Source organism: Streptomyces sp. NPDC006339, from assembly GCF_040612775.1.
GTDB lineage: Bacteria > Actinomycetota > Actinomycetes > Streptomycetales > Streptomycetaceae > Streptomyces.
Genome location: NZ_JBEXQW010000045.1, coordinates 12,200 through 30,991, shown reverse-complemented (window position 1 = coordinate 30,991; position 18,792 = coordinate 12,200). Strand labels below are relative to the sequence as shown.

General features: G+C 72.6%; 21 protein-coding genes. 17 read left to right on the top strand and 4 right to left on the bottom strand.

All coding sequences use genetic code 11. The features are described from left to right. The first annotated feature begins 5 nt into the window (after positions 1–5). From ald to ABZ135_RS29890, 11 genes are all read left to right on the top strand, one after another. Positions 6–1,121, top strand: coding sequence for an alanine dehydrogenase (gene ald, locus ABZ135_RS29940; protein WP_356699989.1), 1,116 nt, complete (start codon positions 6–8; stop codon positions 1,119–1,121). 470 nt (positions 1,122–1,591) lie between these two features. Further along, positions 1,592–2,617, top strand: a complete 1,026-nt coding sequence (locus ABZ135_RS29935) for a ParA family protein (protein WP_345492490.1) — start codon at positions 1,592–1,594, stop codon at positions 2,615–2,617. Next, positions 2,602–3,096 carry a hypothetical protein gene (locus tag ABZ135_RS29930; RefSeq protein WP_356699987.1) on the top strand — a complete coding sequence of 165 codons (495 nt, stop codon included), beginning with the start codon at positions 2,602–2,604 and terminating at the stop codon, positions 3,094–3,096. Before ABZ135_RS29935 ends, ABZ135_RS29930 begins: the two co-directional genes overlap by 16 nt. 48 nt (positions 3,097–3,144) lie before the next feature. Next, on the top strand, positions 3,145–4,587 hold the full coding sequence (locus ABZ135_RS29925) for a ScpA family protein (RefSeq protein WP_356699985.1): 1,443 nt from the start codon (positions 3,145–3,147) through the stop codon (positions 4,585–4,587). Further along, the gene (gene scpB / locus ABZ135_RS29920) at positions 4,584–5,180 is read left to right on the top strand and encodes an SMC-Scp complex subunit ScpB (RefSeq protein WP_356699983.1); all 597 of its coding nucleotides are present in this window, start codon (positions 4,584–4,586) and stop codon (positions 5,178–5,180) included. Before ABZ135_RS29925 ends, scpB begins: the two co-directional genes overlap by 4 nt. Continuing rightward, entirely contained in the window at positions 5,180–6,292 is a 1,113-nt protein-coding gene (locus ABZ135_RS29915) for a pseudouridine synthase (RefSeq protein WP_356699981.1), read from the top strand. The genes scpB and ABZ135_RS29915 overlap by 1 nt, the downstream gene beginning before the upstream one ends. A 135-nt stretch (positions 6,293–6,427) precedes the next feature. Next, the gene (gene pnuC / locus ABZ135_RS29910; RefSeq protein WP_356699979.1) at positions 6,428–7,087 is read left to right on the top strand and encodes a nicotinamide riboside transporter PnuC; all 660 of its coding nucleotides are present in this window, start codon (positions 6,428–6,430) and stop codon (positions 7,085–7,087) included. After that, positions 7,084–8,163, top strand: coding sequence for an AAA family ATPase (locus ABZ135_RS29905; protein WP_356699977.1), 1,080 nt, complete (start codon positions 7,084–7,086; stop codon positions 8,161–8,163). The genes pnuC and ABZ135_RS29905 overlap by 4 nt, the downstream gene beginning before the upstream one ends. Next, positions 8,160–8,909: an NUDIX domain-containing protein gene (locus ABZ135_RS29900; RefSeq protein WP_356699975.1), complete on the top strand. Its 750-nt coding sequence runs from the start codon at positions 8,160–8,162 to the stop codon at positions 8,907–8,909. Before ABZ135_RS29905 ends, ABZ135_RS29900 begins: the two co-directional genes overlap by 4 nt. Continuing rightward, positions 8,906–9,922, top strand: coding sequence for an ADP-ribosylglycohydrolase family protein (locus ABZ135_RS29895; protein WP_356699974.1), 1,017 nt, complete (start codon positions 8,906–8,908; stop codon positions 9,920–9,922). Before ABZ135_RS29900 ends, ABZ135_RS29895 begins: the two co-directional genes overlap by 4 nt. Before the next feature lie 4 nt (positions 9,923–9,926). Beyond that, positions 9,927–10,730 (top strand): nucleotidyltransferase domain-containing protein, encoded by an 804-nt coding sequence (locus ABZ135_RS29890; RefSeq protein ID WP_356699972.1) that lies wholly within the window; start codon positions 9,927–9,929, stop codon positions 10,728–10,730. Here the strand turns inward: ABZ135_RS29890 and ABZ135_RS29885 are convergent. From ABZ135_RS29885 to ABZ135_RS29875, 3 genes are read right to left on the bottom strand one after another with little or no spacing between them, the layout of a single operon-like run. Then, the gene (locus tag ABZ135_RS29885) at positions 10,647–11,399 is read right to left on the bottom strand and encodes a nucleotidyltransferase domain-containing protein (protein WP_356699970.1); all 753 of its coding nucleotides are present in this window, start codon (positions 11,397–11,399) and stop codon (positions 10,647–10,649) included. The genes ABZ135_RS29890 and ABZ135_RS29885 overlap by 84 nt on opposite strands. A gap of 10 nt (positions 11,400–11,409) precedes the next feature. Further along, positions 11,410–11,910, bottom strand: a complete 501-nt coding sequence (locus ABZ135_RS29880; RefSeq protein WP_356699968.1) for a Rieske (2Fe-2S) protein — start codon at positions 11,908–11,910, stop codon at positions 11,410–11,412. A gap of 45 nt (positions 11,911–11,955) precedes the next feature. Then, positions 11,956–12,291, bottom strand: a complete 336-nt coding sequence (locus ABZ135_RS29875; RefSeq protein WP_356699966.1) for a DUF952 domain-containing protein — start codon at positions 12,289–12,291, stop codon at positions 11,956–11,958. Between the two features lie 154 nt (positions 12,292–12,445). Between ABZ135_RS29875 and aroH the strand changes: the two genes are divergently transcribed. The 6 genes from aroH (at position 12,446) to ABZ135_RS29845 (ending at position 18,346) form a co-directional block, all read left to right on the top strand. Then, a complete protein-coding gene (aroH, locus tag ABZ135_RS29870) occupies positions 12,446–12,808 on the top strand; it encodes a chorismate mutase (RefSeq protein WP_356699964.1) in 363 nt (120 codons plus the stop codon). Then, positions 12,805–13,893 carry a prephenate dehydrogenase gene (locus tag ABZ135_RS29865; RefSeq protein ID WP_356699962.1) on the top strand — a complete coding sequence of 363 codons (1,089 nt, stop codon included), beginning with the start codon at positions 12,805–12,807 and terminating at the stop codon, positions 13,891–13,893. The genes aroH and ABZ135_RS29865 overlap by 4 nt, the downstream gene beginning before the upstream one ends. 99 nt (positions 13,894–13,992) lie before the next feature. Continuing rightward, complete coding sequence (gene cmk / locus ABZ135_RS29860; RefSeq protein ID WP_356699960.1) at positions 13,993–14,724, top strand: (d)CMP kinase; 732 nt, start codon at positions 13,993–13,995, stop codon at positions 14,722–14,724. Positions 14,725–14,777: 53 nt separating this feature from the next. Next, the gene (locus ABZ135_RS29855; RefSeq protein ID WP_356700020.1) at positions 14,778–15,365 is read left to right on the top strand and encodes a lysophospholipid acyltransferase family protein; all 588 of its coding nucleotides are present in this window, start codon (positions 14,778–14,780) and stop codon (positions 15,363–15,365) included. A 70-nt stretch (positions 15,366–15,435) separates the two neighbouring features. Further along, the gene (gene der, locus ABZ135_RS29850; RefSeq protein WP_356699958.1) at positions 15,436–16,884 is read left to right on the top strand and encodes a ribosome biogenesis GTPase Der; all 1,449 of its coding nucleotides are present in this window, start codon (positions 15,436–15,438) and stop codon (positions 16,882–16,884) included. 259 nt (positions 16,885–17,143) lie between these two features. Continuing rightward, positions 17,144–18,346, top strand: a complete 1,203-nt coding sequence (locus ABZ135_RS29845; protein WP_356699956.1) for a PQQ-binding-like beta-propeller repeat protein — start codon at positions 17,144–17,146, stop codon at positions 18,344–18,346. Between the two features lie 131 nt (positions 18,347–18,477). On the opposite strand, the gene ABZ135_RS29840 is transcribed toward ABZ135_RS29845, so the two are convergent. Further along, entirely contained in the window at positions 18,478–18,765 is a 288-nt protein-coding gene (locus ABZ135_RS29840; protein WP_356699954.1) for a hypothetical protein, read from the bottom strand. Positions 18,766–18,792 lie beyond the last annotated feature (27 nt).

The following is an 18,792-nucleotide window of genomic DNA, read 5'->3' as shown; positions in this document are numbered from 1 at the left end:
CGACGATGAAGGTCGGCATCCCCCGCGAGGTCAAGAACAACGAGTTCCGCGTGGCCATCACCCCCGCCGGTGTCCACGAGCTCGTCCGCAACGGCCACCAGGTCTTCATCGAGCAGAACGCCGGTGTCGGATCCTCGATCACCGACGAGGAGTACGTCGCCGCCGGTGCCCGGATCCTCCCCACCGCCGACGAGGTCTGGGAGACCGCCGACCTGCTGCTCAAGGTCAAGGAGCCCATCGCGGAGGAGTACCACCGCCTCCGCAAGGACCAGACGCTCTTCACCTACCTGCACCTCGCCGCCTCCAAGGAGTGCACGGACGCCCTCCTGGAGTCCGGCACCACCGCCATCGCGTACGAGACGGTCGAGACCGCGAACCGCGCGCTCCCGCTGCTCGCCCCGATGTCCGAGGTCGCGGGCCGCCTGGCCCCGCAGGTCGGCGCCTACCACCTGATGCGCTCGGTCGGCGGCCGCGGCGTGCTCCCCGGCGGCGTCCCCGGCACCCACGCCGGCGAGTGCGTCGTCATCGGCGGCGGCGTCTCCGGCTGGAACGCCACCCAGATCGCCGTCGGCATGGGCTTCCACGTGACCCTGCTCGACCGCGACATCAACAAGCTCCGCGAGGCCGACAAGATCTTCGGCACCAAGGTGAAGACGATCGTCTCCAACGCCTACGAGCTGGAGAAGGCCGTCATCGAGGCCGACCTCGTCATCGGCGCCGTCCTCATCCCGGGCGCCAAGGCCCCGAAGCTGGTCACCAACGAGCTCGTCGCCAAGATGAAGCCCGGAAGTGTCCTTGTCGACATTGCCATCGACCAGGGCGGCTGCTTCGAGGACTCCCACGCGACCACCCACGCCGAGCCGACCTTCCAGGTCCACAACTCGGTCTTCTACTGCGTCGCCAACATGCCGGGCGCGGTCCCGAACACCTCCACCTACGCCCTCACCAACGCCACGCTGCCCTACATCGTGTCGCTGGCGAACAACGGCTGGGCCGAGGCGCTGCGCCGCGACGCCGCGCTCGCCAAGGGTCTCAACACCCACGACGGCAAGGTCGTCTACAAGGAGGTCGCCGAGGCGCACGGCTACGACCACGTCGAGCTGAGCAGCCTCATCGGCTGACCCCTCGAGGCTTGCGGCGCGGCCGCAGAAACGGTCGGTCAACCCGTACCGTCAACCTCATGCACCGGGCCGGACCTTGTCACGCAAGGTCCGGCCCGATGTGTGTCCGGCCACGTTCCGACGCCTGGTCAACTCGCCTCGAACGTAACTCTTTAACCGTTTCGCGCAGCCCCGAAACGTGCGGTTCTCTGCGTGCGCACCCTTGACAGCGGGGTGTTCGGCCGCCGACACATCGGGCCGGGTCCGGCGGATTGTGTTGCTGCGGAGCGGTGACACGCCATAGAGTCGCCAACCGTCGGCATGGTGCCACGCTGACCTATCGATAAATGTTCCTGGTCACATCCAAGGAGGTAAGACGACTTGTGAATGAGTCGACATTTACTCCCGGGGGTGCGGAGCCAGGGGCCCCGATCGGCTCCGTCGCGGTGCGGACCTTCGCGACGCACCAGCCCATGACGCCAGCCCATACGATGAAGATGACGGACGGCCTACACGTGAACGCCACGGCCGGCAACGAGATGGGCCGAGAGTCCACCCACTTCGCCGCCTATGACGAGGTGCCCGAGGGGCACTTCTACGACCCCGACGCCGAGTACGAGCCCGATCCGGAGTACGCGGCCACCCTCGCGCCCGACGCCGCCCGGCAGCGTCGCGAGCGGATCGGCCCCACCGGACGGCCCCTGCCGTACTTCCCGATCCCGGGCCCGCTGACCGACCACGGTCCCGCGAAGATCATCGCGATGTGCAACCAGAAGGGCGGCGTCGGCAAGACCACGTCGACCATCAACCTGGGCGCCGCGCTCGCGGAGTACGGACGACGGGTGCTGCTCGTCGACTTCGACCCGCAGGGTGCCCTGTCGGTCGGTCTCGGCGTGAACCCGATGGAGCTCGACCTCACCGTCTACAACCTGCTCATGGAGCGGGGCATGTCGGCGGACGAGGTGCTGCTCAAGACCGCCGTGCCCAACATGGACCTGCTGCCGAGCAACATCGACCTCTCGGCCGCCGAGGTGCAGTTGGTCAGCGAGGTCGCGCGCGAGTCCACGCTCCAGCGCGCCCTGAAGCCGCTGATGAACGACTACGACTACATCGTGATCGACTGTCAGCCCTCGCTCGGCCTGCTGACCGTGAACGCCCTGACGGCCGCTCACAAGGTCATCGTGCCGCTGGAATGCGAATTCTTCGCGCTGCGCGGAGTGGCCCTGCTGACGGAGACCATCGAGAAGGTCCAGGAGCGGCTCAACCCCGAGCTGGAGCTCGACGGCATCCTCGCCACGATGTACGACTCGCGGACGGTGCACTCGCGCGAGGTCCTCGCGCGCGTCGTCGAGGCGTTCGACGACCACGTGTACCACACGGTGATCGGCCGGACCGTGCGCTTCCCGGAGACCACGGTCGCCGGTGAGCCCATCACCACGTACGCCTCGAACTCCGTGGGCGCCGCCGCCTACCGTCAGCTCGCCAGGGAGGTGCTCGCCCGGTGTCACGCCGAGTGAGTCTCCCCGGCGCCGACGAACTGTTCCGTACGACCGGTGGGACGGCGCTCCAGGCGTCCTCGCCGCGCCGGACCGTTCCGGCACCCGCGGGCGAGAGCGACTCGGCCGCGGGGGCGGGAGCGGAGGGCTCGGGCCCGAACGAGCACGCCGCGGCGGACGCGGAGGCGGCGGAGCCGCGCGCCCGGACGCCGGAGCCGGACGCCGCGAAGGGCGCGGCCCCGGCCGCCGCCCGGCGGCGGGGCGGCCGCACCACCAACCGGCGCCCCAGCGGGCGCGAGCGCCACGACGAGAAGATCACGGTCTACGTCTCCGCCGAGGAGCTGATGGACCTGGAGCACGCCCGCCTGGTGCTGCGCGGCGAGCACGGCCTCGCCGTCGACCGCGGCCGGATCGTCCGCGAGGCGGTCGCCGTGGTCCTGGCGGACCTGGAGTCCCGCGGCGACGCGAGCATCCTCGTGCGCCGCCTGCGCGGCCGCTGACGGTAGCCTGCGGGCTCCCGCCACCCCCGCTCCACCAGGACCACCCCCATGCCCCCACCCCCTGCCGAAACGTCCCGCCCTCCCCGCCGCCGCGCCCTGGGCCGGGGCCCCGGCGCGTCGCCGTCACCGGCGTCACCGACGGCGGGGGAGCGGCCGGAGCCGGATGCGCCCGTGCGGTCTGCGTCGGCGGCCGCAGGGGCCTCGGCGGACTCGGCGGTCGGCGCGGGGCGTGGGGACGGCCTGGGCGGCTCCGAGGGCCCTGAGCGGCCTGAAGCGCCGCAGAAGCGTCTGGAGGCCGCCAGGGCGGCCACGGAGGCCGATGCGGGGCCGGACGCCGGTCCAGGCGGCTCGGAGGGCTTGGAGGGCCTGTACGAGGCGGGCGAGGCGCCGCACGCAGAGCCGGGCCCCTTCCTGGACGGGGCGCAGCAGGGAGCAGAGCCGGACGCTGTGCCGGGCGGGGCCGGGCAGGACGCTGTGTCGGACAGGGCCCGGCAGGACGCTGTGTCGGACACGGCCCGGCAGGACGGCGTACCGGACGCCATGCCGGACGCCGTGTCGGACAGGGCCCAGCAGGACGCCGTCCCGGGCGCCACGCTGGAGGCAGTCGGGTCCGGTGGCGCGCCGCTGGCCGACCCCGGCGGTCCGACGGGGCCCGCCGCGCCCGCGCCCGCACCCCCCGTGGGGGCCGACGGGCGGTTCACCGTGCGGCTGGCGAACTTCGAGGGGCCGTTCGACCTGCTGCTGCAGTTGATCGCCAAGCACAAGATGGACGTCACCGAGGTCGCCCTCTCCAAGGTCACCGACGAGTTCATGGCCCACATCCGTGCCATGGGGCCCGACTGGGACCTCGACCAGACGACCGAGTTCCTGGTGGTCGCGGCGACGCTGCTCGACCTGAAGGCCGCCCGGCTGCTGCCGGCCGCCGAGGTGGAGGACGAGGCCGACCTGGCCCTGCTGGAGGCGCGGGACCTGCTGTTCGCGCGGCTCCTGCAGTACCGCGCGTACAAGCGGATCGCCGAGATCTTCGCCGAGCGGTGGGAGGCCGAGGGGCGCCGCCACCCGCGCACCGTCGGCCTGGAACCGCACCACGCCGAGCTGCTGCCCGAGGTGGTCATCTCCATCGGCGCCGAGGGCTTCGCCAAGCTCGCCGTCAAGGCCATGCGGCCCAAGGCCGAGCCGCAGGTGTACGTCGACCACATCCACGCCCCGCTCGTCAGCGTGCGCGAGCAGGCGGGGATCGTCGTCGCCCTGCTGCGCGAGCGCGGCACCCTGAGCTTCCGGGAGCTCGTGGCGGGCGCCGACGACACCCTCACCGTCGTCGCCCGCTTCCTCGCCCTCCTGGAGCTCTACCGCGAGAAGGCCGTCGCCCTCGACCAGGAGACCGCCCTCGGCGACCTCACCGTCTCCTGGACGGGCGGCGACACGGACGCGGCCGCCACCGCCGTCACCGACGAGTTCGATCAGGAAACCCCCGGAGAGGACGCCCGATGAGCGATCTCAAGCCCGCCCTCGAAGCCGTCCTCATGGTCGTCGACGAGCCCGCGACCGAGGCCCACCTCGCCAAGGTGCTCGACCGCACCCCGCGCGAGGTCGCCGACGCCCTGCGCGAGCTCGCCGACGAGTACACCGTCCAGGGCCGCGGCTTCGAGCTCCGCCGGGTCGCCGGCGGCTGGCGGTTCTACACCCGCGCCGCGTACGCACCCGCCGTCGAGGCGTTCGTCCTGGACGGCCAGCAGGCCAGGCTCACCCAGGCGGCCCTGGAGACCCTGGCGGTCGTCGCGTACCGCCAGCCGGTCAGCCGGTCCCGCGTCTCCGCCGTGCGCGGGGTGAACTGCGACGGGGTCATGCGGACCCTCCTCCAGCGCGGTCTGGTGGAGGAGGCGGGCACGGAACCCGAAACAGGTGCGATCCTGTACAGGACGACGAACTACTTCCTGGAGCGGATGGGCCTGCGCGGCCTGGACGAGCTCCCGGAGCTCGCCCCCTTCCTGCCCGAGGCGGAAGCGGTCGAGCCGGACTCCCTGGAAGGCGTTCCGTCGTTCGACCCGGACGCAGACGAGAACGAGAAGACGACGGAAGTTTGATGCGAAGCAGCAGCGGCAGGAACAGCGGAAACAACGGCGGGAGCCGTGGTGCCAAGAGCGGCGGCCGCGGCAACTACAGGGGTGCGGGCAACAGCCGCGACGACCGGGGCCAGAGCGCCGGCCGTCCGGCGCGCCGCCCCCGTCCCGAGGAGCGGTCCTACGACGTCGACGGCCTGGCCGGCCGCCCCTCCGACGGCCCCAAGCGCGGTCGCGGCGACGCCGCCCGCGGCGGCGCCAAGGGCGGCCCCAAGCAGTCGCCCAAGCGGGGAGGCGGCCGTACCGCCCCGGCGCGTTCGCGGGAGTACGACGCCCGCGCCGAGGAGCGCAACCGCGAGCGGTACGCGAACAAGCCCGAGATCAAGACCCCGAAGACCTTCCCGGGCGCCGAGCAGGAGGGCGAGCGCCTGCAGAAGGTGCTCGCGCGCGCCGGCTACGGCTCGCGCCGTGCCTGCGAGGAGCTGGTCGAGCAGGCCCGCGTCGAGGTCAACGGCCAGATCGTCCTGGAGCAGGGCCTCCGGGTCGACCCGGAGAAGGACGAGATCAAGGTGGACGGCCTGACCGTCGCCACCCAGTCGTACCAGTTCTTCGCGCTGAACAAGCCGGCCGGCGTCGTCTCCACCATGGAGGACCCGGACGGCCGCCAGTGCCTCGGTGACTACGTCACCAACCGCGAGACCCGGCTCTTCCACGTCGGCCGGCTCGACACCGAGACCGAGGGCATCATCCTGCTCACCAACCACGGCGAGCTGGCCCACCGTCTCACCCACCCCAAGTACGGCGTGAAGAAGACCTATCTGGCCGCCATCACCGGCCCGCTGCCCCGCGAGGTCGGCAAGCGGCTGAAGGACGGCATCCAGTTGGAGGACGGCTACGTCCGCGCCGACCACTTCCGGGTCGTCGAGCAGACCGGCAAGAACTACCTGGTCGAGGTCGTGCTCCACGAGGGCCGCAAGCACATCGTCCGCCGCATGCTCGCCGAGGCGGGCTTCCCGGTGGAGAAGCTGGTCCGCACCGCCTTCGGTCCGATCACCCTGGGCGACCAGAAGTCGGGCTGGCTGCGCCGCCTGAGCAACACCGAGGTCGGCATGCTGATGAAGGAAGTCGGCCTGTAGCCACCCGGGGGGCCACCACCCCCGAAGGGCCCGTGACCGCCAGTGCGGCGGTCACGGGCCTTTTTCGTACTTGTGGTCGAGCCGCGCCACCTTTTATAGTCACCTTGACTCTTAAGGGCTCAAAGGGAGGCGAGCATGAGTCTCGCGAACGTCCTGGACCCGCTCCAGCAGCCGCTCTTCACGCTCCTCGACACCCCGGTCTCCTGGACCGAGGTGCTGGGCTTCGGGAGCGGGGCGCTCTGCGTCTGGCTCGTCGCCCGTCAGCACATCGCCAACTGGCCGATCGGCATGGCCAACAACGTCTTCTTCGTCCTGCTCTTCACCCAGAGCGGTCTCTACGCCGACGCCGGCCTCCAGATCGTCTTCATCGCCCTCGCCGCCTACGGGTGGTGGACCTGGACCCACGGGGGTGGACCGGGCTCCGTCACCCAGGCCCTGCCGGTCCGGCGCACCAGCCGCACCGAATGGACCTGGCTGATCGCGGCGGGGGCGGTGGGGACCCTCGCCCTCACCCTGCTCCTCGACCGGGCCACCGACTCGACCGTGCCCTTCTGGGACGCCCTGACGACCGCGCTGTCCCTGATGGCCACCTACGGGCAGTGCCGCAAGCGGCTGGAGTCCTGGTGGCTCTGGATCGCCGCCGACCTCGTCTACGTGCCCCTGTACGCGTACAAGGAGCTCTACCTCACCTCGGTGCTGTACGTCGGCTTCATGACGCTCTGCGTCCTCGGCCTGCGCGGCTGGCACCGCGACCTCGCGTCCGGCCCCCTCCGCGTCCGGGAGGCCACGGCATGACCCGTTACGGACACGGCCTCGTCCTCGGCAAGTTCTATCCGCCGCACGCCGGCCACCACCACCTCGTCCGCACCGCACGCGCCCGGTGCGACCGCCTCACCGTGCTCGTCTGCGCCTCCTCCGTCGAGTCCGTGCCCCTCGCCGACCGCGTCGCCTGGATGCGCGAGATCCACCCCGACGCCCTCGTCGTGGGCGCCGTCGACGACCACCCCGTCGACCTCCACGACCCCGAGGTGTGGGACGCCCACATGGCGGTGTTCCGGGCCGCCGTGCCCGAGGCCGTCGACGCCGTCTTCACCTCGGAGCCGTACGGGGAGGAGCTCGGCCGCCGCTTCGGCGCCGCCTCCGTCCTCGTCGACCCCGACCGGCGCCGCCACCCCGTCTCCGGCACGGCCGTGCGCGCCGATCCCGTCGCCCACTGGGACCACCTGGAAGCCCCCGTACGGGCCGCCCTCACCCGCCGGATCGTCGTCCTCGGCGCCGAGTCCACCGGCACCACCACCATGGCGCTCGCCCTCGCCGACCACTACCGGCGGCGCGGCGGCGTGTGGGCCCGCACCCGCTGCGTCCCCGAGTACGGACGCGCGTACAGCGAGCTCAAGCTCGCCGAACTCCGGGCCGAGCGGCCGGACGCCACCTGGGCCGACGTCACCTTCCACTCCGCCGACTTCCCCGTCATCGCCCTGCGCCAGGCCGAGACGGAGGAGGAGGCCGCCCGCGACGGATCGCCCGTCCTCTTCTGCGACACCGACGCCTTCGCCACCACCATCTGGCACGAGCGCTACATGGGCACCAGCAGCCCGGGCACCGGCGAGATCGCCGCCCGCGGCCGGCAGCACCTGTGGCTGCTCACCGACCACCGGGGCGTCGCCTTCGAGGACGACGGACTGCGGGACGGGGAGCACCTGCGGCCCTGGATGACCGCGCGCTTCCTCGCCCAGCTCGCCCACACCGGCCGCCGCACCGTCGTCCTCACCGGCCCCCACGAGGAGCGCCTCGCGACCGCCGTCGCCGCCGTGGACGCGCTGCTCGCCGAGGGCTGGCACTTCACCGACCCCCTCCCGGAACGCCGATGAGCACCGCACCCGACGCACCCGGCGCGCCCGACGGCTACGACAAGTACGCCTTCGAGCCCTTCGCCCTCACCGCCGACCTCGCCGTCCTCACCGTCCGCGAGCAGCGCCTGCACGTCCTGCTCGTCCAGCGCGGCCAGGAACCCTACGCCGGCGCCTGGGCGCTGCCCGGCGGCTTCGTCCTGCCCCACGAGTCCGCCGAGCAGGCCGCCCGCCGCGAACTCGCCGAGGAGACCGGCCTGTCCGAGGCCAACGCCGCCCGGCTCCACCTCGAACAGCTCCGCACCTACAGCGAACCCGACCGCGACCCCCGGATGCGGGTCGTCTCCGTCGCCTTCACCGCGCTCGTGCCCGACCTGCCCGAGCCGCGCGGCGGCGGCGACGCGGCGCAGGCCCGCTGGCTGCCGTACGAGGACGTCCGCGACCTCGCCTTCGACCACGACCGCATCCTCGCCGACGCCCGCGAACGCGTCGGCGCCAAGCTCGAGTACACCTGTCTCGCCACCGCCTTCTGCCCGGCCGAGTTCACCCTCGGCGAGCTGCGGCAGGTGTACGAGACGGTCTGGGGCGTCGCACTCGACCGCCCCAACTTCCGGCGCAAGGTCCTCGCCACCCCCGGCTTCGTCCGGCCCGTCGAGGCACCACCGCGCCGCACCGGCGGACGGGGGAAACCGGCCGCTCTCTACCGGGCGGGAGAGGCCACGGCCCTCCACCCGCCACTGCTGCGACCGGAAGGACGGACGGCATGACGCACGGCACCACCAAGAGGGCGGCGACGGGGGCGCTGATCGGGCTGGCGCTGGGGGACGCGCTGGGGCTGCCCACGGAGTTCATCGACGTGGCGAGGATCATGAGCTGGTACGGACCCTGGCGGGAGCTCGCCCTCCCCGAGAAGGGCCGGGTCACCGACGACACCCAGATGACCCTCGCCTTCGCCCGGGGCATCCGCACCGCCATGGACCGGGGTGCCCTCACCCCGCTGCGGCTCGCCCGGCCGCTGCGGGAGGAGTTCGTCGACTGGTACCACTCCCCGGAGAACAACCGGGCACCCGGCCGCACCTGCATGGTCGCCTGCCGGCTCCTGGACAGCGACCGGCTCTGGCAGGACGCCAGCCAGGTCGGATCCAAGGGCTGCGGCGCCAACATGCGGGTCGCCCCCATCGGCCTCGTCCCCGGCCTGAGCGACGAGCAGCGGGCCGGCGCCGCCCAGTTGCAGTCCGCCCTCACCCACGGCCACCCCACCGCCCTGGCCGCCTCCGACCTGACCGCCCGCGCGGTGCACCTGCTCGCGCGGGGCGTGGACCCGACCGGGCTCGTCGGGCAGCTCCGCTCGTACGCCCTGGACAACCGCTCCCGCTACGACGAGCGCTGGCTCGGCGACCTGTGGACCCGCTCCCAGGACCCCAGCGCCCTGCACTTCATCCGGCGCGGCTGGGACGAGTGCCTGGCCGTCCTGGAACGCCTGGACGCCGTCCAGCGCACCGCCGACCCGGAGCTCGACCCCTGCACGTACACCGGCGACGGCTGGATCGCCGAGGAGGCGCTCGCCACCGGCCTGCTCTGCTTCCTGCTCTTCCCCGACGAGCCCCTCACCGCCCTGCGCCGCGCCGCCTGCACCCGAGGCGACTCCGACTCCATCGCCGCCCTCGCCGGCGCCTTCGCCGGCGCGCACCTGGGCGCGGACGCGTGGCCGAAGGAGTGGGCGGAGCGCGTCGAGTACCGCGAGGAACTGCTGGCCTTCGGCGCGCTCTGGGACGCGTGAGCCCATGACGCACCCGAGCACCCACGCGCCCGGAACCACCCTGTCCGAGGCCGGACTTCCCGAGCTCGACCTGTCCGCCGTCGTGGCCGAGCAGACCGACCCCCTGCTCTTCGCCACCGTCTCCGGCGCGCACCTCTACGGCTTTCCCTCCCGCGACTCCGACGTCGACCTGCGGGGCGCGCACCTGCTGCCGGTCGCCGGACTGATCGGCCTGCGCGAGCCGGAGGAGACCCGGACCCGGATGTGGGGCCGGGACGGGGTGGAGATGGACCTCGTCACCCACGACCTGCGGAAGTTCGTCCGGCTCATGCTGCGGCGCAACGGCTACGTCCTGGAACAGCTCACCTCGCCGCTGGTCGCCCACACCTCCGCCGCGCACGCCGAGCTGTGCGCGCACGTGCCGGACGTGGTCACCTCCCACCACGCCCACCACTACCGCGGCTTCGCGGGCACCCAGTGGCGGCTGTTCGAGAAGAGCGGTGAGCTCAAACCGCTGCTCTACACCTACCGGGCGCTGCTCACCGGCATCCACCTCATGCGGTCCGGCGAGATCCAGGCCCATCTGCCCACGCTCGCCGCCGAGGTGCCCGAGGCACCCGCGCGGCTGCCGGAGCTGATCGAGGCGAAGGCGGCCGCCGAGCACGAGGTGGCGGCGGTGGTGACGGAGGACGTACGCGGGGAGGTGGAGCGGCTCCACGGTGTCCTGGACGCGGCGCAGGCCGCCTCAGGACTCCGCGCCGAGACGGACGCCCTCGGCGCCCTGGACGACCTCGTCGTGCGGGTCCGCCTCCAGCACGCGCAGGGCTGAGGCGCGGCGGGCGCGGGTCAGGAAGTCCTCGATGCGGGCGGTGTCCGGGGCCTCGGGGAGGGGGCTGGTGGTGTGGGCGTGGTCGGCCTCGTCCTGGAGGCGGTTCATCCAGGACTCCACCTCCGGCCAGGGCACCTCGCCGCGCTTCACCGCGAGCAGACGCTCGCGGTCCTCGCCCACGTCGATCCGGAGTTCGCCGCTGCGCAGCAGGTCCCGGCAGCTCGTGAGCAGGCGCAGCAGGTGCATGGCGTGCTTCCAGCGCGGGGCGCCGTACTGGCGGACGTCGGCGTCGAGCTTGCGGCGCTGCCCGCCCGCGTAACGGACGAAGGTGGCGTGCGAGCGGCGGGAGAGGAACGCGCCGCGCAGGGAGAGCAGTTCGCGGCCTATCGCGTCGGCGTGCTCGACGACGGGGGAGTGGAGGCACTCCAGGACGTTCGGGTTGTTGCGCAGGGCGAGCTCGCAGAACCGTTCCAGCTCCCAGTTGAACTGCTCCGGGGCCGGGCCCTCCACATGGGCCGGCGGCTTGTCGAAGCGCCAGAACAGCGGGGTGGGGGCGAGATACACGCCCCTGCGGTCGGTGTCGCTGTCCTCGGTGGCCAGACCGAACGCGCGCGACCCCATGACACAGGAGTAGATCGTGTGGTCGCGCACCAGTTCCTCGGGAGTCATGCGCGACAGGCTAGGCCAGAGTGATCGTGTCCGCCGACACATTGATCGTCTCGGCCGGCAGCGGACGGGTCGCCGGACCGGCGGCGACCGAGCCGTCCGCGACGCGGAACCGGGAGCCGTGGCACCGGCAGTCGATCGTGCCGTCGGCGACCGTGGCCACCAGACAGCCCTGATGGGTGCAGACCGCCGAGAAGGCCCTGAACCGCCCGGCCTCGGGCTGGGTCACCACGACCTTCTCCTCCTTGAAGATCTTTCCGCCGCCGACCGGGATCTCGGACGTGCGGGCGAGTACGTCACCGGGCGCGGAGGGCGTGGCGGGGGAGGCGGGGGAGGCGGGGGAGGAGGGCGGGGCGGGCGATCCGGCGGGGGAGGAGGGCGGGGCCGGCGTCGAGGCCGCGGGCTCCTCCTCCGTACCGTCCGATCCGCCGCCGCAGCCGGAGACCAGGACCGCACCGGCGAGGAGCGCCGTACGGCGGGGCAGGGCGGCGGCAAGGGCGTCAGCAGTCGTCATGCCGACCAGCTTGGCCGCGCGCCCCGCGCCCGTACGGCAACACGCCTACGCCCAGGGCGTCAGCTCCCTCGCACGGCCGTCCGCGTCCCGCCGCACCTCCAGGACCGCCGTGACCGCGGCCCGCTCGATCGGCCCGTACACATGCGGGAAGAGCATGTCCTCCGAACCCTCCCAGCGGACCTCGCCGGCCAGCTTCGCATCGTCGATCACCAGGACCAGGAGCGGTCCCGCCGCGTCCCGGTAGTGGCCGTCGGCGATCGCGAGGGCGGCCGTCTCGTCCGGGGAGCAGTGGACGAAACCCTCGGCGGCGAGCGACGGCGGGGCATAGGGGCGGTCGGGGTCGGCGGACCATTCGTCCAGCGGTACGACGTGGAGCAGCATCCGACAGTTGTACCCCGGCTGCACCCCGGCTGTACCCCCGCTGTACCCCGGCGTACGCGGTCCCCGCCCCGTCTCGCAGGGCGGGCGTCGCGACCGCGCGCCCGCCGAGCTGACTAGGCTGGTCGGAGCACTGACGCAGGCGAAGGAGTACGAGGTGGCGGTACGAGCCGTCCGAGGCGCCGTCCAACTGGAGCGGGACGAGGCCGGACACATGCACGAGCAGGTCGAGGAGCTGCTCACCGCCGTGCTCGAACGCAACGGCCTGAGCGCGGACGACCTGATCAGCATCTGGTTCACCGCCACACCCGATCTGCACAGCGACTTCCCGGCCGCGGCCGCCCGCCGCATCGGCATCGTCGACGTGCCGCTCATCTGCGCCCAGGAGCTCGACATCGCCGGCGCGATGCCGAGGGTCGTACGGCTCCTCGCCCACGTCGAGTCGGATCTGCCCAAGTCCCGGATCGCGCACGTCTACCTCGGCGCCGCGGCCGCCCTGCGCAAGGACATCGCCCAGTGAGAACCGCGCTCGTCATCGGAACCGGCCTGATCGGCACCTCGGCGGCGCTGGCCCTCGCCGGCCGGGGCGTCACCGTCCACCTGCGCGACCACGACCCCGCCCAGGCCCACACCGCCGCCGCGCTCGGCGCCGGCACCGACGAGCCGCCCGAGGGGCCGGTGGACCTGGTCCTGGTCGCCGTGCCGCCCGCCCACGTCGCCGGCACCCTCGCCGAGGCGATCCGGTCGGGGCTCGGCCGGGGCTACCTGGACGTGGCCAGCGTGAAGGGCGGACCCAAGCGGGAGCTGGAGGCGCTGGGCCTGGACCTCACCGCGTACATCGGCACGCACCCGATGTCCGGCAAGGAGCGCTCCGGGCCGCTGGCGGCCACCGCCGACCTCTTCGAGGGCCGGCCGTGGGTGCTCACCCCGACCCGGGACACCGACACCGAGGTCCTCAACCTCGCCCTGGAACTGGTCGCCCTGTGCCGGGCCGTCCCCGTCGTCATGGACGCCGACGCCCACGACCGGGCCGTCGCGCTGGTCTCGCACACCCCGCAGTTGGTGTCGTCGATGGTGGCGGCCCGCCTGGAGGAGGCCGACGAGACGGCGGTACGGCTGTGCGGGCAGGGCATCCGGGACGTCACCCGGATCGCCGCGTCCGACCCCCGCATGTGGGTCGAGATCCTCTCCGCGAACCCGGGGCCCGTCGCCGACGTCCTCGCGGGCGTGGCGGCGGACCTCGACGAGACGGTCCGGGCCCTGCGCGCGCTGGAGTCCGGCGACGACGCCAAGCGCCGCGACGGCGCGTCCGGCGTCGCGGACGTCCTGCGCCGCGGCAACGCCGGCCGCGCCCGCGTCCCCGGCAAGCACGGCGCCGCCCCCACGGTCTACGAGACCGTCGCCGTCCTCATCAGCGACCAGCCCGGCGAGCTGGCCCGCATCTTCGCCGACGCCGGCCGCGCCGGCGTCAACATCGAGGACGTCCGCATCGAGCACGCGACGGGCCAGCAGGCCGGCCTCGTCCAACTGATGGTGACCCCCGCGTCGGCCCCGCTCCTGAGCGCGGCCCTGAAGGAGCGGGGCTGGGCCTTGCGCACGAGCTGAGGGGGCGGGGGCGGGGCGCCGCCCCGGTGGGATGCGGGTCCACACGGGCGCTGGGCCGAATGGGGGTGGGGGACTCGGTAACCTTGTGGGGGTCCCCGCATGTATGACGGGGGCTCCCGCTCACCCAGGAAGGCGTTCCCCACCGTGGAAACCGTGATCGTCGCCATCGACGGCCCCTCCGGCACGGGCAAGTCGAGCACCTCGAAGGCGGTTGCCGCCAAGCTGGGGCTGAGCTACCTCGACACCGGGGCCCAGTACCGGGCCATCACCTGGTGGATGATCAGCAACGGCGTGGACGTCACCGACGCCGACGCGGTCGCGAACGCCGCCGGCAAGCCCGTCATCGTCTCCGGCACCGACCCCGCCAGGCCCACCATCACCGTGGACGGCGTGGACGCCTCCGGGCCCATCCGGACCGAGGAGGTCACCTCCAAGGTCAGCGCCGTCAGCGCCGTCCCCGAGGTGCGCACCCTGATCACCGAGCTCCAGCGGTCCATCGCCAAGGACGCCGCGCTCGGCATCGTCGTCGAGGGCCGGGACATCGGCACCACCGTCCTGCCCGACGCCGACCTCAAGATCTTCCTCACCGCCTCGCCCGAGGCCCGCGCCGCCCGCCGCTCCGGCGAGCTCAAGGGCGCCGACGTGCACGCCACGCAGCAGGCCCTGATCAAGCGGGACGCGGCCGACTCCAGCCGTAAGACCTCCCCGCTCGCCAAGGCCGACGACGCCGTCGAGGTCGACACCACCGACCTCACGCTCGACCAGGTCATCGAGTGCGTCGTGACCCTGGTGGAGGAGAAGCGGGGCCAGAAGCGGGCGGCCGCCCTGTGACCCAGCCCTCCGAGAAGGGCGCCGCCGTCGGCCGGGGCATCGGCATCGGGCTGATGTACGGCCTCTGGAAGCCGCGCGTCCTCGGCGCCTGGCGGGTGCCGGCCGCCGGCCCCGTCATCCTCGCCGTCAACCACGCGCACAACATCGACGGCCCCATGCTCATGGGCACCGCACCCCGGCCCGTCCACTTCCTCGTCAAGAAGGAAGCGTTCGTCGGGCCGCTCGGCCCCTTCCTCACCGCCATCGGGCAGCTCGAGGTCGACCGTCACAGCACCGACCGCACGGCGATATCCGACGCCCTCGCGGTCCTGGAGCACGGCGGCGTCCTCGGCATCTTCCCGGAGGGCACCCGCGGCGAGGGCGACTTCGCCTCCCTCCGCTCCGGCCTCGCCTACTTCGCCGTCCGCAGCGGCGCCCCGATCGTCCCCGTCGCCGTCCTGGGAAGTTCCGAGCGGCGCGGACGGTTGATCAAGGCACTGCCGCCGCTGCGCGGCCGCGTCGACGTCGTCTTCGGCGACCCCTTCGAGGCCGGCGACGGCAGCGGCCGGCGCACCCGCAAGGCACTGGACGAGGCGACCCACCGCATCCAGGCCCGGCTCACCGAACACCTGAAAAACGCCAGGCGCCTCACCGGGCGCTGAGCGACACTCTCAGTAGTGGGCCCCGGAGTCCGGGGACCCACCGACCACGAATGATCAAGGAACGGACTTCATGAACGACCAGCACGACCACGGGGCACTTGGCGACGCCGAGTACGCGGAGTTCATGGAGCTCGCCGCGGAAGAGGGCTTCGACATCGAGGACGTCGAAGGCGCGATCGAGGAGGCCGGGCACGGCCCGCTCCCCGTCCTCGCCGTCGTCGGCCGTCCCAATGTCGGCAAGTCGACCCTGGTGAACCGGATCATCGGCCGCCGTGAGGCCGTCGTCGAGGACAAGCCGGGCGTCACCCGCGACCGCGTCACCTACGAGGCCGAGTGGGCCGGCCGCCGTTTCAAGGTCGTCGACACCGGCGGCTGGGAGCAGGACGTCCTCGGCATCGACGCCTCCGTCGCCGCCCAGGCCGAGTACGCCATCGAGGCCGCCGACGCCTGCCTCTTCGTCGTGGACGCCACCGTCGGCGCCACCGACACCGACGAGGCCGTCGTCAAGCTGCTCCGCCGGGCCGGCAAGCCGGTCGTCCTCGCCGCCAACAAGGTCGACGGCCCCGCCGGCGAGGCCGACGCCGCCACCCTGTGGTCCCTCGGCCTCGGCGAGCCGTTCCCCGTCTCCTCGCTGCACGGCCGCGGCACCGGCGACCTCCTCGACGAGGTCCTCAAGGCGCTCCCCGAGGCCCCCGAGCAGCGCTTCGGCAACGCCGTCGGCGGCCCGCGCCGCATCGCCCTCATCGGCCGCCCCAACGTCGGCAAGTCCTCCCTCCTCAACAAGGTGGCCGGCGAGGAGCGGGTCGTCGTCAACGAGCTGGCCGGCACCACCCGCGACCCGGTCGACGAGCTGATCGAGCTCGGCGGCAAGACCTGGAAGTTCGTGGACACCGCGGGCATCCGCAAGAAGGTCCACCTCCAGGAGGGCGCGGACTACTACGCCTCCCTGCGGACCGCCGCCGCCGTCGAGAAGGCGGAGGTGGCCGTCATCCTCATCGACACCACCGACCACATCTCGGTCCAGGACCAGCGCATCATCACGATGGCGGTCGAGTCGGGCCGCGCCATCGTCATCGCCTACAACAAGTGGGACGAGCTCGACGAGGAGCGCCGCTACTACCTGGAGCGCGAGATCGAGACCGAGATGCAGCAGGTCTCCTGGGCGCCCCGGGTCAACGTCTCCGCCAAGACCGGCCGCCACATGGAGAAGCTGGTCCCGGCCATCGAGACGGCCCTCGCCGGCTGGGAGACCCGCGTCCCCACCGGCCGGCTCAACGCCTTCCTCGGCGAGCTCGTCGCCGCCCACCCGCACCCGATCCGCGGCGGCAAGCAGCCCCGCATCCTCTTCGGCACGCAGGCGGGCACCAAGCCGCCCCGGTTCGTGCTCTTCGCCTCCGGCTTCCTGGAGGCCGGCTACCGCCGCTTCGTCGAGCGCCGGCTGCGCGAGGAGTTCGGCTTCGAGGGCACCCCGATCCACATCTCGGTGCGGGTGCGCGAGAAGCGCGGCAAGAAGAAGTAACACACGTGATCAAGCCCTCTACCGGCGGTTTCTCCGCTGGTAGGGGGCTGATTGATGATCTCCGCCGAGCGACACGGGAACGCACGTGGACCGTCGACGGCGAAGGGTTCGGGGGGACAAGACCATGAGGGTGAACGAGATGCCGTCCGGCGGACGGAGCGGACGGAGCGGACGGAGAACGTGGGCACTGGGGGCGGCCCTGGTCGCCCTCTGCACGCTCGCTACCGGATGCGGCCTCTTCGGGTCCGGCAACGAGACCATGAGCGTGGTCTGGGACACCCCCGCCGACCGCAAGGCCGAACCGCAGGGGACAGGGGCCTGGCTGTCCGGCGACACGCTGGTCCGCAGCCGCTTCGACGCGGTGACCGGGTTCCACGCCGCCACCGGCGAGCGGAGCTGGGAGTACGTGCCACCCGGCCGCTCGTCGGTATGCCACGCCACGGCCGACACCGTCCGCTCGGTCCTGGTCCTCGTCCGCGACGGGGACGGCGCCTCCTCCCCGGCCAAGGACAAGTCGTGCACCACCGTCGTCGCCATCGACATGCAGGACGGCCGGGAGCTCTGGCAGGCTCGGCTCAGCGAGCCCGATCCGCCTCTCTTTCAGGGTTCCTCGGTGTCCGCCGGCGGCGGCGTCGCCGTGCTCCTCCAGCAAGACCAGTTGCGCGCCGTGCACGTCCGTACCGGGAAGCCCCGCTGGAAGGCGGCCCTGCCGAAGGAGTGCGTCCCGGGCCGGACCGCGGCGGCCGAGCACCAGATCGCCGCCTTCCTCGCCTGCGGCGGCGAGGACAACCTGTGGGACGAGAAGATCGCGGAGGACGCCGAACTGCACACCGCCGCCTTCGACCCGGCCACCGGCGCGCTCAGGTGGTCCACCCCGCTCGGAGGCCGGCGCCCCCTCGAGCATGACACCTTCACGGACTTCTTGTCGGCCGATCCGATAGTGGTGGCCGCCTCCGAGGACGGCGGCGAGCAGGGGGCGTACTTCTCCTTCGGCGGGAACGGCCGCCCGAACCCTCCGATCGACTTCAGCGGCCCGTACGGAAAGATCCACTACCGCCACAGCCTGGGCATGGCGGTGGCGGACGACCGCAGGCTCTATGCCGTGCACGACCTGCCGACGCTGAGGTCTCGTGACAGCCGAAACCACCTGACCGCCTTCGACCTGGCCACCGGGACCCCCGTCTGGGGCGGCACCCCCGACGACGACCGCCTCGACGGCGACAGCGGGTACCGCCTCCTCGTCCAGGACGGGAAGCTCACCGTCCTCACCTCCCACCGCGAGGACCCCTACCGCGTCCGTGTCCTCGACCCGGCCACGGGTGAGCAGCGCGAGATCCGCGACCTCCCGGACAGCATGGGCTCCGTGGACGCGATCTTCAGGTACCGTGACCGGCTTGTCGTCGCCCGCTATGACGCCTACTCGACCGGGTCCCGGCCCTTCACCGCCTACGAGCATCGCTGAGGCACGTGGTCCCGAAGCCGCTCGACCGCAGGTCAGGGGCTCGCGGGCTGACAACCCCCCCAGTCCGGAAAAGGGCCGGGGCGATGAGCCCCGGCCCTCGGCCGTCTGCGCCTGGCGGGTCCGCGTCGTCGCTAGACACCGCTCCGTGAGCCCGGTGGCAGCGCGTACGCCGACCATCTGGCCTGCTGCCGGTATCCCGTCGAGCCCGTCGTGCCCGCCGCCCCGGTGCCGAAGGCCCGGAAGCTCAGCTCCTCCTCGCCGCTGCGGTCGCCCGGCAGCGTGCGGAAGGTCCGGCGGTACTCGGAGTACAGGGCGTCGTAGATCGGCGTCGGGGACAGACCCGCCGGGACGTCCTGCGCCGGGCGCATGGACGGGATCGGACTCGGATACTGCTGGCGGAAGGGGTCGTATGCGTGCACATAGGTGCCAACGACCCCGGGGTCCGT